Source organism: Pseudomonas sp. NPDC089554, assembly GCF_050280645.1.
In the GTDB taxonomy this organism is placed as follows: Bacteria; Pseudomonadota; Gammaproteobacteria; order Pseudomonadales; family Pseudomonadaceae; genus Aquipseudomonas.
Map to the genome: position 1 here is coordinate 72,437 of NZ_JBNNVR010000001.1, position 11,953 is coordinate 84,389.

Annotated in this window: 10 protein-coding genes; all 10 read left to right on the forward strand. The window is 63.9% G+C overall.

Features of this window, described 5'->3' with window-relative positions; all coding sequences use genetic code 11:
* Positions 1-329 precede the first annotated feature (329 nt).
* Positions 330-1,079: a hypothetical protein gene (locus ACQKPE_RS00220; RefSeq protein WP_427662766.1), complete on the forward strand. Its 750-nt coding sequence runs from the start codon at positions 330-332 to the stop codon at positions 1,077-1,079.
* Between the two features lie 64 nt (positions 1,080-1,143).
* A complete protein-coding gene (gene tssB / locus ACQKPE_RS00225; protein ID WP_427662767.1) occupies positions 1,144-1,677 on the forward strand; it encodes a type VI secretion system contractile sheath small subunit in 534 nt (177 codons plus the stop codon).
* Positions 1,678-1,691: 14 nt separating this feature from the next.
* Positions 1,692-3,194 carry a type VI secretion system contractile sheath large subunit gene (gene tssC / locus ACQKPE_RS00230; RefSeq protein WP_427662768.1) on the forward strand — a complete coding sequence of 501 codons (1,503 nt, stop codon included), beginning with the start codon at positions 1,692-1,694 and terminating at the stop codon, positions 3,192-3,194.
* A 27-nt stretch (positions 3,195-3,221) separates the two neighbouring features.
* Entirely contained in the window at positions 3,222-3,704 is a 483-nt protein-coding gene (gene tssE / locus ACQKPE_RS00235; RefSeq protein ID WP_427662769.1) for a type VI secretion system baseplate subunit TssE, read from the forward strand.
* A complete protein-coding gene (gene tssF / locus ACQKPE_RS00240) occupies positions 3,704-5,524 on the forward strand; it encodes a type VI secretion system baseplate subunit TssF (protein ID WP_427662770.1) in 1,821 nt (606 codons plus the stop codon). Before tssE ends, tssF begins: the two co-directional genes overlap by 1 nt.
* Positions 5,488-6,558, forward strand: coding sequence for a type VI secretion system baseplate subunit TssG (tssG, locus tag ACQKPE_RS00245; RefSeq protein WP_427662771.1), 1,071 nt, complete (start codon positions 5,488-5,490; stop codon positions 6,556-6,558). The genes tssF and tssG overlap by 37 nt, the downstream gene beginning before the upstream one ends.
* Entirely contained in the window at positions 6,555-9,152 is a 2,598-nt protein-coding gene (tssH, locus tag ACQKPE_RS00250; RefSeq protein WP_427662772.1) for a type VI secretion system ATPase TssH, read from the forward strand. The genes tssG and tssH overlap by 4 nt, the downstream gene beginning before the upstream one ends.
* A gap of 16 nt (positions 9,153-9,168) precedes the next feature.
* Positions 9,169-9,891, forward strand: coding sequence for a type VI secretion system lipoprotein TssJ (gene tssJ / locus ACQKPE_RS00255; protein WP_427662773.1), 723 nt, complete (start codon positions 9,169-9,171; stop codon positions 9,889-9,891).
* On the forward strand, positions 9,888-11,231 hold the full coding sequence (tssK, locus tag ACQKPE_RS00260) for a type VI secretion system baseplate subunit TssK (protein WP_427662774.1): 1,344 nt from the start codon (positions 9,888-9,890) through the stop codon (positions 11,229-11,231). The genes tssJ and tssK overlap by 4 nt, the downstream gene beginning before the upstream one ends.
* Complete coding sequence (icmH, locus tag ACQKPE_RS00265) at positions 11,228-11,944, forward strand: type IVB secretion system protein IcmH/DotU (protein WP_427662775.1); 717 nt, start codon at positions 11,228-11,230, stop codon at positions 11,942-11,944. Before tssK ends, icmH begins: the two co-directional genes overlap by 4 nt.
* The last annotated feature ends 9 nt before the right edge of the window (positions 11,945-11,953 follow it).

Sequence of the window (11,953 nt, forward strand, 5' to 3'; positions counted from 1 at the left end):
CGACAACACCCAGCTCCCACCCGAAAATGCGACCCGGTTCACTTTTTGAAAAAAACTTTTTGCCCCCATTTTTTCGCCCCTCCTAAAACTCTGATCCCCACGCTTTAGGGCTCTTGCGCCCATTTTTCGCGCACCAAAGCCACAAACAATAGCATCGCGCCATCATTGCATCGCTGCACAAACACGGGAAAAAATCGCGCCCCTCGCCGGAACTTCTTCCATGGCAAGGTGCCCTACTCGGCATTGCTGGCAACTCGATATTCATGTGCCAGCACTCAAGACGCCGTAGTGGAACAGGACGATTCAAAAGGCTCATGGACGATGTATCGATGACACAGACATTCGATGTCGAAGCACTGATCAAGCTGCGTGCGCAAACGCGGGCGATCGCCGATGCGCTGAAGGCGCAGGCGGCCGATTACCTCGCCACCGTGGCCCCATTGATCCGTCCGCAGACCCTGTTCGGTGAATACCTGCAAGGCGCCCAGCGCAGCAGTGGCCGCGAAACCCAAGGCCACTTCCAGTCGCTTATCGAACTCTACGAGCGCATCGGCTCGGCCGCGCCGTTCCAGCTGGTCAGCGAGCTGGAAGTGCCGCTCAACCTCATCAGCACCACCCCCGAACTGTTCCCCCTGGAGTACGACAAAACCCTCGCCCCGAGCGGCCAGGTGATTCGCGTCACCAGCCCAGTGCGCTGGGTGGTGGGCTTCCAAGGTTTCGAGCTGGCGCGCTTTCGCAGCGTCATCAACGACCCCAACCGCAGCAGCGCCGAGCTGTACCGCTTCGTGGTGCATTACCTGGTGCTGTTCTACTGCCTGAGCAAAGCGCCTGGCCTGGGCCGGCTGTTCGAAGGTCTGCGCTTTGGCCTGAGCTTCGAGCGCCTCAAGGGCCTGGGCGACCTGCCGTTTTGCGTCATCAGCTCGCCGGTGCGCTCGGCACTGCCCGACGACTCGGTCATTCGGAGCAGCACGCAAATTGCCGGCAACACCAGTTTCGAAGAGCTGGTGGGCCGCGACAGCATCCTGGAAATGAACGACGAAATCCGTCAGCGCCTGTTGGCGTTGATCGAAGGTCTGTAACGCGCAGGGCCCGGCATCGGGCCGCGCAATGATTCGCAGCGAATTGCACGCACTGGAGAACACGATGGCGAAGAAGGAAAGCACCCAGCACAAACTCGACCGCATCCGCGCGCCTCGGGTCCATATCACCTACGACGTGGACATCGGCGATGCCATCGAGAAGAAGGAGCTGCCCTTCGTCGTCGGCGTGCTGGGCGACTTCTCCGGCAACCCGCTGGAGCCGCTGCCCAAGCTCAAGGACCGCAAGTTCGTGTTCATCGACCGCGACAACTTCAACGGCGTGCTCAAGGGCATCAAGCCGCGCCTGACCTACCGCGTCGATAACACCCTGGCCAAGAACGGCACTCAGCTGGGCGTCGAGCTGAACTTCAACAGCCTCGAAGACTTCGAGCCGCAGAACGTGGTCAAGCAGGTCGAGCCGCTGCGCAAGCTGCTGGAAGTGCGCAACAAGCTGGCCGACCTGCGCAACAAGATGGGCGGCAACGACAAGCTCGAAGAGCTGCTGATGGACGTGCTGCAGAACACCGAGAAATTGAAAACCCTGGGCAAGGAATTCGGTCGCGAGGCCGCCGTCCCCGCCACCGACGGCAAAGCGTAAGCAGGAGCCAGACGATGACCGACAAGCAAGCACTGCCACAACAGCAAGCCGACCTGGTCGAAGTGGAAAACTTCGCCCCCCAGGCCTCGCTGCTCGACAGCATCATTTCGCAAAGCCGCGTGGCCCGTTCCGACACCGAGCGCAACCGGACCCGCGACCTGATCGGCGAGCTGGTGAACCAGGTGCTCGAAGGCGAGATGACCCCGAGCAAGGACCTGATCGCCGTGCTCGACGCGCGCATCGCCGAAATCGATTCGATGCTCTCCGAGCAGATGAACGAGATCATGCACGCCCGTGAGTTCCAGCAGCTGGAAGCCTCCTGGCGCGGCTTGAAGTACCAGGTCGACCAGACCGAAACTAGCACCACGCTGAAAATCCACTTGCTCAACGCCTCGAAGAAGGACCTGGTGCGCGACCTCAAGGCCGCCAGCGAGTTCGACCAGAGCGCGCTGTTCAAGAAGGTCTACGAAGAGGAGTACGGCACGTTCGGTGGCGCGCCGTTCGGCATGCTGATCGGTGACTACGAGTTCAATCGCCACCCCGAAGACATGTACCTGCTCGAAGAAATCTCGCACGTGGCCGCCGCAGCCCACGCGCCGTTCATTTCGGCCGCCTCGCCCGAGCTGTTCGGCTGGGACTCGTTCACCGACATGTCCGGCCCGCGCGATTTGGCGAAGATTTTCGACACCGTCGAGTACGCCAAGTGGAAGTCGTTCCGCGCTTCGGAAGACTCGCGCTATGTCGGCCTGACCCTGCCACACGTACTGGGTCGCCTGCCATACGGCCCCGATACCGCCCCGGTGGAAGAATTCAACTTCGTCGAAAGCGTCGACGGCCGCGACCACAACAAGTACCTGTGGATGAACGCCGCCTACGCCCTTGGCACCCGCGTCACCGACGCCTTCGCCCGCTACGGCTGGTGCGTGGCGATCCGTGGCGTCGAAGGTGGCGGCCTGGTCGAAGGCCTGCCAACCCACACCTTCAAGACCGACGACGGCGAAATCGCCCTCAAGTGCCCGACCGAAATCGCCATTACCGACCGCCGTGAGAAAGAGCTGTCGGACCTGGGGTTCATCCCCCTGGTGCATTGCAAGGGCACCGACTACGCCGCGTTCTTCGGCACCCAGTCGGCGCAGAAGCAGAAGCAGTACAACACCGACATCGCCAACGCCAACGCACGCCTGTCGGCGCAGCTGCAGTACATCTTCGCCACCTCGCGCATCGCCCACTATATGAAGGCGATCATGCGCGACAAGATCGGCAGCTTCGCCTCGCGCATGGATGTGGAGCGTTTCCTCAACCAGTGGCTGGCCAGCTATGTGCTGCTCGACGACACCGCCAGCCAGGAGGCCAAGGCCAAGTTCCCGCTGCGCGAAGCCCGCGCCGAGGTGTTCGAGGTGCCTGGCAAGCCAGGCGTGTACAAGGCTGTGACCTACCTGCGCCCGCATTACCAGCTCGACGAACTGACCGCCTCGCTGCGTCTGGTCGCCGAACTGCCACAAGGCGCCCGCGGCTGACTCCAACGTTGTGTACAAGGATGACACATGAGTAACCAGGCCCGCCTGCTGCCCTCGCTGCTCGACCGACTGCTGGACGACCGTCCGTACCAGTCGGCCGAGCCGGCCGTGCAGCGCACCTGTTCCCTGGCCGACTACAAGGCGAGCATCGTCCGCGACCTCGAGGTACTGGTGAACACCCGCCAGTCCCTGGTCGCCGAGGCGCTCGCCGACTTCAGCCAACTCGGTGGTTCGATCCTCGAATACGGCATGCCCGACTTCATCAGCCGCAGTGTGCTCGACCCCCAGGATCGCCGGCTGATCCAGCAACAGCTGGAGCGGGCGATCAGTACCGGTGACCGGCGTTTTCGCCGGGTCCGTGTGCAGCTGCTGGCCCAGCAGAACGGCCACCGCATGTTGACCTTCCGGGTGGACGCCGTGCTGCGTCTGCAGGACATCAGCCGCCAGGTGTCGTTCGACGCCGTGCTGCAGGTCAACACCCAGGAATACAAAGTGCAGAACCTCAACTGATGCTCGACGAACTGCTGCCCTACTACGAAAAGGAACTGTCGCACCTGCGCTTTCTCGGCCAGGAGTTTGCCGCGCAGTACCCGAAGATCGCCTCGCGATTGCTGATCGAGGGCGACAACTGCGAAGACCCGCACACCGAGCGCCTGATCGAGGCGTTCTCGTTCCTGTCGGCGCGGGTGCACAAGAAGCTCGATGACGAGTTTCCGGAAATCGTCGAATCCTTCCTCGAGGTGCTGTACCCACACTACCTGCGCCCGACGCCGTCGATGTCGATCGCCGAGCTGAGCCTGGGCAAGCAGGAGAAGGTCACCGAAGCCTATCGCGTGGCCCGTCACACCGAACTGCATGCCAACGCCGTCGACGGCGTGGTGTGCAAGTTCCGCACCTGCTACCCGGTGGAGCTGTGGCCGGTTGCCGTGCAACAAGCATCATTTGCCGAAATGGAGCGCTCGGCGTTCAACGGCCACAGCGCCGACCTGGTGGCGCGCCTGCGCATCCGCCTGGAAACCACCGGGGATGCGTTGTTCGGCCAGCTCGACATCGAACGCTTGCGCTTCTTCCTCGACGGCGAGGCGACCTTGATGCTGCAGCTGTACGAGCTGCTGTTCAACAACCTGGCCAAGGCGACATTGAGTTTCCAGGACCAAGGCCGCACCCGTGAAGTGAGCCTGCCGGCCGATGCCCTGAAGGCCGTGGGCTATGCCCGCAACGAGGGCTTGGTGGACTATTCCGAGCGCTCGTTCCTCGGCTATCGCCTGCTGCACGAATACTTCACCTTCCCCGACAAATTCATGTTCTTCGACCTCGGCGGTTTCGCCCGCATTCTTCAGGGCAAGGCCATCGACCAAGTCGAGATCAACTTCTACTTCAGCGACTACGACCTCAGCGAGCGCCTGGCGCGGCTGACCCAGAACATCGGGCGCAACAACTTCAAGCTCAACTGCACGCCGATCATCAACCTGTTCCGCCAGCAGGCCGAGCCGATCAAGCTGACCCACACCCAGCACGAATACCCGGTCATCCCCGATACCCGGCTGCACAACGCCGCCGAAGTGGTGTCGATCGACCGCGTGCGGCGGGTGCGCAAGCTGGGCGGCATCGACCAGGTCTCCACCTGCCAACCGTTCTTCGAGCCGCGTGGCGAACAAGACCCGCACACCAGCTTCTGGATCGCCCGCCGGCGTAACCAGGGTGATGCCACTGCCATGAGCATCCGCGTGGTCGACCGGGATCTGGAGTTGATCGACGCCAGCAGCGACACCCTCAGCATCGCCCTCACCTGCAGCAACCGCGACGTGCCGCTGATGCTGCCATTCGGCGGCGAGCAAGGGGTTTTCAACATTCCGGCCAACTCGGTGATCAAGGCCATCCGCTGCCTGCGCAAACCCACCGCCACGGTGCGCGTGCCGCTGGGCAAGGGCCTGATCTGGCGGCTGATCGCGCACCTGTCGCTGAACCACCTGTCGCTGGTCAGCCAGGGCCGCGAAGTGCTGCTCGAACTGCTGTCGCTGTACAACTACCGCAACGTCTCGGCGATTCGCAAACAGATCAACGGCATCAAGGCCATCAGCAGTGAGCCGGTGGTGGCGCGCATCGGCCACCCGCGGCCGAACTTCGTGCGCGGCGTCGGCATCACCCTGACCCTGGACGAGAGCCAGTTCACCGGCAGCGGCGTGTTCCTGTTCGGCATGGTGCTGGACCACTTCTTCGGCCAGTACTGCTCGATGAACAGCTTCACCCAACTGACCCTGCGCACCCAACAACGAGAAAAGAGAGTCGTCCAATGGCCAGCACGTACTGGCGATCAGCCCCTGGCCTGATCGAACAAGCCCGAGCCGAGCCGCACCGATTCGAATTCTTTCAATTGGTGCGCCTGCTCCGCCTGCATTACAGCCGCACCGGGCGCATCGACCTGGCTACCCGGCCGCACGAAGACCCGCTGCGTTTTCGCAGCCAGCTGTCGCTGGCATTTCCAGCCAGCGAAGTCAGCGACCTGCACTTCGAGCGCGAGGGCAAGGTGTCGCCAGCAGGCCTGCCGTTGTCGGAGGTGCAGGTCACCTTCATGGGCCTGGTCGGGCCCTCGGGGGTGCTTCCGCGCCCCTACACCGAGCTGCTGCTCGAACGCCACGTGCAATACCGCGACGATGCCGCCCATGCGTTTCTCGACATCTTCTCGCACCGCATGACCACGCTGTTCTACGAGGCCTGGCAGAAGTACAAATTCCATATCGAGCACGAGCGCAACGGCACCTCGGGGTTCGATGGCTACCTGCTCAACCTGGTCGGCCTGGGCCCGCGCGCGCAGCAGCTGAAGTTCGAGGAAAAACCTTCAGTGCTGCGTCGGGACCTATTCAGCTACTTCGCCGGGCTGCTCAGCCAGAAGCCGCGCAACGCGCTAAACCTCGAAGTGATGCTGGGCTTCTATTTTTCGCTGCCGATCAAGGTCCGCCAGTTTTCCGGGCGCTGGCTGCACCTGCAGCCCGAACAATGTACCCAGCTCGGACGCCGCAATGCCCAACTCGGCCACAGCGCCGTGGCCGGCAACCGGGTCTGGGACTACCAGTCGAGCATTCGCATCGAACTGGGCCCACTGAGCCTGGCCGACTACCAGCGTTTCCAGCCGGGCACCCCGTGCTATCGCAAGCTGGTCGAGCTGGTGCGCTTCTATATAGGTGCCGAGCTGGATTTCAACATCGCCCCGCGCCTCAAGCGCGAGGCAGTACCCGTCGCCCAGCTGGGCCGCAGCGGCAATCTCGCCCTGGGCTGGCTGGGCTGGCTCAAACGCCCTGGCCGTGACGTGGAGCCTTCGCGTTGCGCCGTCTTCAACATTCCTTACGATGGGGTCGCCTTGTGAACCTGAAGTCGCTGTTCGCCAAGCTCAACGAAACCAGCCGCACGGCCACTGAAAGCGCAGCGGCCCTGTGCCTGTCGCAGCACCACTACGACGTCGAGGTGGAGCACCTGCTGCTGCAACTGCTCGACAACAGCGACAGCGACCTGGCGCCGATCCTGCGCCACTACGACGTGGTCGCCGAGCGCCTGCAAGCGCAGCTGCTCACCGCCCTGGGCACCTTCAAGAAAGGCAACACCCGCACCCCGGCGTTGTCGCCGCACATCACCCGCATGATCGAGCAGGCCTGGTTACTGGCCTCGATCGAGTATGGCGTAGGCCAGGTGCGCAGCGGCCACCTGCTACAGGCGCTGCTCGACGACGCCCAATTGCGCCGGGTGGTGATCGCCTCGGCGCCGGAGCTTGAGAAGATCAACGCCGACGACCTGCGCCTGAACCTCGCCGCGCTGGTCGAAGGCAGCGCCGAGGCGAAACAGGCCAGTGACCTGGCCAGCCCGGCCGCACCGCTAGCGGGCAACGCCAACGTCGGCGGCAAGACCCCAGCGCTGGACCAGTACACCGTCAACCTCACCCAAAGCGCTCGCGAAGGCCGCATCGACCCGGTGCTGGGCCGTGAATTCGAAGTACGGCAAATGGTCGACATCCTCACCCGTCGCCGGCAGAACAACCCGATTCTCACCGGTGAAGCCGGCGTGGGCAAAACGGCCGTGGTCGAAGGCCTCGCCCTGCGCATCGCCCAGGGCGACGTACCAGCCGTGCTCAAGGACGTTGCCCTGCACACCCTCGACCTGGGCCTGCTGCAAGCCGGCGCCGGGGTCAAGGGCGAGTTCGAGAACCGCCTCAAGGCGGTGATCGAGGAGGTCAAGCGCAGCCTGCACCCGATCATCCTGTTCATCGACGAAGCCCACACCCTGATCGGCTCCGGTGGCCAGGCCGGGCAGAACGATGCCGCCAACCTGCTCAAGCCAGCCCTGGCCCGTGGCGAGCTGCGCACCATCGCCGCCACGACCTGGGCCGAATACAAGAAGTACTTCGAGAAGGACGCCGCCCTCGCCCGCCGCTTCCAGGTGGTCAAGGTCGACGAGCCGGACGAGGACAAGGCCATCCACATGCTGCGCGGCCTGCTCGGCAAGATGCGTGAACACCACAAGGTCGCGGTGATGGACGAAGCGTTGGTGCAGGCGGTGCGCTTGTCCAACCGCTACATCACTGGCCGCCAGTTGCCCGACAAGGCGGTCAGCGTGCTCGACACCGCCTGCGCGCGTATCGCCCTGGCGCAGTCGTCGCAGCCCGGTGCACTGGAAGACATCCGCCGACAGATCGACAACCTCGAGGCGGAAATCGCCGTGCTCGGCGATGAAGCCGGCAAGGGTCACGACCATGCTCGCCGCCTGGGCGAGCTGCAAGCCGCGTTGCAGGCCGAACAACGGCAAGAACAACAGTTGAACGAGCAGTGGCAGCAGGAGCTGGCGCTGGTCGAACAGCTCAAGGCGCTGGATGCCGCCAGCGACGCCGATGCCGCACAACTCAACGCCCTGCGCGCCGAGTTGGCCCAGGTGCAAGGCGACCAGCCACTGGTGCACGCACTGGTCGACAGTGGCGCTATCGCACAAGTCATCAGCGGCTGGACCGGCATCCCATTGGGCAAAATGCTGCGTGACGAGATCGACACCGTGCAGCGCCTGCCGGCCCTGCTCGCTGAGCGGGTGCTGGGCCAGGACCACGCCCTGCACGAGATCGGCAAGCGCATCAAGATTTCCCGCGCACGCATGGAAGACCCGAACAAGCCGATCGGCGTGTTCCTGCTGCTCGGCCCGAGCGGCGTGGGCAAGACCGAGACGGCCCTGGCCCTGGCCGACACCCTGTACGGCGGCGAGCGCAACCTGATCACCATCAACATGTCCGAGTACCAGGAGGCGCACACCGTGTCGAGCCTCAAGGGCTCGCCACCCGGCTATGTCGGCTACGGCGAAGGCGGCGTGCTGACCGAGGCGGTGCGCCGCAAACCCTACAGCGTGGTGCTGCTCGACGAGGTGGAAAAGGCCCACCCCGACGTGCTCGAACTGTTCTTCCAGGTGTTCGACAAGGGCGTGCTCGACGACGGCGAAGGCCGCGAGATCAACTTCCGCAACACGGTGATCATCCTCACCTCCAACACCGGCACCGAGCACATCATGCAGACCTGCCTGAACACCACCGAGCTGCCCACCCCCGAGGCGATCGTCGACGGTCTGCGCCAGGAGCTCAACCGGGTGTTCAAGCCGGCCTTCCTCGGCCGCCTGAGCATCGTGCCGTTCTACCCGGTACAGGACCAGATCCTAGAGCGCATCGTCGGCCTCAAGCTCGGCCGCATTGCCAAGCGCTTCGCCCGTAACCACCAGGCCGAACTCAGCTACGACCAGGCGTTGGTCAAGGCCATCGCCGCGCGTTGCACCGAGGTCGACAGCGGTGCACGCAACATCGACAACATCCTGTCCCAGACCCTGATGCCCGAGCTCGCCCAGCACGTGCTCGAGCGCATGGCCCAGGACGCGCCCATCGAACGCCTGACCATCGAGCTGGGCAGCGATGGCGATTTCGCCTATCGCCTGGCCTGAATAGAGGTAAGCCGCCATGCTTCACATACCGACCGCCTTCAAACGCCTGACCGCAGCCGCCCTGTTGCTGGCCCTGGCCGGCTGCGGGGTCACCGACCGCATCGGCAAGCGCATGGAGGACAGCTGGGCGGCTGACATGCTGGCCGACAGCGAGAAGGTCATCCTGACCTCCGACGGTGGCAACCAGCTCAACCCCGATGCCGAGGGCAAGCCGCTGTCGGTGGTGATGCGCGTGTACCAGTTGACCGACCTCGAACGCTTCTCCGTCAGCGATGCCGAGACCTTGTGGGTCACCCCGGAAAAAGCCCTGGGCAACACCCTGGTGGAAGCCCGCGAGATCACCTTGCTGCCCGGTATCGGACAGATCGACCAGTGGCCACTGGCCAAAAGCGCGCGCTACGTCGGCGTGGCGGCGTTCTTCCGCGATGAACAGGGGGCGCGCTGGAAAGTCGCTTTCGACGCCGAGTCGCTGCGCAAGGACGGCATCTGGTTCTCCTCCAATGGCCTGCGGGTGCTGGTGGACAAGACCGAAATCAGCGCCATGCGCGGCGTCGACATCCTGAACAAACCGCCTACTGCCGAGCAACTGGCAGCGGCGAAAAAAGCCGAGCAAGCCGCCCCGTCTCTGGCCGACAAGCTGCAGGACGCGGCGCTCGACAAGGCCGGCGAGATGGCCAGCCAGTCGGCCCGCAACGCCGTGGATTCAACCTTCAACTCTTTAGTGGAAAGCGTCAAATGAGTAAGCAGAGCCGGGTGATGTGGTCCGAAGGCATGTTCCTGCTGCCCCAGCACTTTCAGTATCAGGATGAGTTCCACCAACACCAGCTGGCCGAAGCGACGCTGCGTAGCAGCCCGTTCCATTGGGGCGTGCAGACCCTGCAAGTGGACGAGGACGCCCTGGCCAACGGCTCGCTGCAGCTCAAACGCCTGAAGCTGGTGTTTCCCGATGGCAGTGTGTACGACGCGCCGCAGCACGACCCGCTGCCGGCCGCACGTGACCTCAAGGAGCTGCTCAAGGCCAATGACCTGAAGGTCTACGCAGCCCTCAAGCTGCCCGAACCGTTCGGCCTCAACTACGTGGAAGATGGCCAGGTGCACCAGGCCGCGCGTCGCTTTCGCAAGCAGTTCGACACCCTGCCCGACCTCAACGAAGGCGAGCTGGAGAACGAGATCACCAGCCTGCGCCTGAACGTGGTGCTGCTGGTCGACGGCGACAGCCTCGACGGCTACAGCCATTGCCCGCTGGCCAAGCTCACGCGCAACAGCATGGGCGGTTTCAACCTCGACCCGCATTTCGTCCACCCGACCCTGCACCTGGGCAACCACGACACCCTGGCTGGCATCGGCAAACGTCTGCTTGGCGCTTTGCAGGCCAAGAGCAAGGCGCTGTCTGGTAGACGCCGCGAGCGCGCCGACCAGATCGCCGAATTCGGCTCCAGCGACGTCACCCTGTTCTGGCTGCTGAACACGGTCAACCGCGCCCACCCGCAGCTGGCCCACCTGCTGGCCCACCCGCGCCTGCACCCGGAGCGTCTGTACCTGTTCCTCGCCGACCTGGCCGGCGGCCTGCTGACCTTCACCCTCGACAGCCAGCTCAGCGACCTCCCCGAGTACGACCACCACGACCCGGCCGCGTCGCTGGTCAAGCTCGACGAGATGATCCGGGTGATGCTCGACAATGTCGTGCCGAACCAGTGCATCGTCATCAACCTGAGCCAGACCAAGCCATCGTACTGGCAGGGCCAACTGCGCGACCCGCGCCTGACCGAGGCCGACTTCTATATCGCGGTACACGCCGACATGCCCGGTGCCAGCCTGCTGGAGCTGGTGCCACGGGCCTTCAAGGTCGGCTCGCCGGAAGACATCGAGGTGGTGGTCAACAGCGCCATGCCCGGCGTCACCCTCAACCACGCCGCGCGGCTGCCCAACGCGATTCCGGTGCGCCTGGACAACCAGTACTTCGCCATCGAGCCCCACGGCCATGTGTATGAGCGAATGATGGAGGCGCAGACCATCTGCTTCTACGCGCCCAGTGCCTTTACCAACCTCAAGCTTGAACTGATGGCGGTGCTCAAATGACCGAAGCCGTACTGCAACAGGGTGCCGTCGCGCCCACCAGTGAAAAACCGACGCTCAAGGACCTGGTCCAGGACTTCATCAGCATGGCGCTGATCGTGCGCCGTGGTCGCCCAGTCACTTCGGTGCAGACCTTCGAGGCCCGCGTCGAGCGTTTCTTCGCCAACCTGGAGCGCGAAGCCCGCGCCGCCAACTACAGCGTCGAGCAGGTCAAGGACATCCAGTACGCCCTGTGCGCGTTCCTCGACGAAAGCGTGCTGCGCGCCAAGGACAGCGAGCTGCGTCGGCACTTTGAACTGCAACCGCTGCAGTTCCGCTACTTCGGCGTGCACCTGGCCGGCGAAGGCTTCTTCGAAAAGATCGAGGTGCTGCGCGCGGACGTCAGGCAGCACATCGATGTGCTGGAGGTGTATCACCTGTGCCTGGCCCTGGGCTTCGAGGGCAAGTTCAGCATCGGTTCGAAGGACCAACTGCGCTACCTGGCCAACAGCCTGGGCCAGGATATCGCCCGCTACCGCAAGGCGCCCAAGGCGCTTTCACCGGACTGGGCGCTGCCTGACCAAGTGTCGCAGATGCTGCGCCACGAAGTGCCACTGTGGGTGTACCTGGCGCTGATCGCTCTGGCCTGCGTCGCCGTGTACCTCACGCTCGACTGGTTGCTGGACAAGGACGTCGCCGCCCTTGCCGAACAAGTCCGCCAGTTGTTCAGTGCCTGAGCACAACCC

Excerpts from the sequence above, each read along its gene's own strand:
- ACQKPE_RS00220 (WP_427662766.1), top strand. The coding sequence starts at position 330 with ATGACACAGACATTCGATGTCGAAGCACTGATCAAGCTGCGTGCGCAA.
- tssB (WP_427662767.1), top strand. The coding sequence starts at position 1,144 with ATGGCGAAGAAGGAAAGCACCCAGCACAAACTCGACCGCATCCGCGCG.
- tssC (WP_427662768.1), top strand. The coding sequence starts at position 1,692 with ATGACCGACAAGCAAGCACTGCCACAACAGCAAGCCGACCTGGTCGAA.
- tssE (WP_427662769.1), top strand. The coding sequence starts at position 3,222 with ATGAGTAACCAGGCCCGCCTGCTGCCCTCGCTGCTCGACCGACTGCTG.
- tssF (WP_427662770.1), top strand. The coding sequence starts at position 3,704 with ATGCTCGACGAACTGCTGCCCTACTACGAAAAGGAACTGTCGCACCTG.
- tssG (WP_427662771.1), top strand. The coding sequence starts at position 5,488 with ATGGCCAGCACGTACTGGCGATCAGCCCCTGGCCTGATCGAACAAGCC.
- tssJ (WP_427662773.1), top strand. The coding sequence starts at position 9,169 with ATGCTTCACATACCGACCGCCTTCAAACGCCTGACCGCAGCCGCCCTG.
- tssK (WP_427662774.1), top strand. The coding sequence starts at position 9,888 with ATGAGTAAGCAGAGCCGGGTGATGTGGTCCGAAGGCATGTTCCTGCTG.
- icmH (WP_427662775.1), top strand. The coding sequence starts at position 11,228 with ATGACCGAAGCCGTACTGCAACAGGGTGCCGTCGCGCCCACCAGTGAA.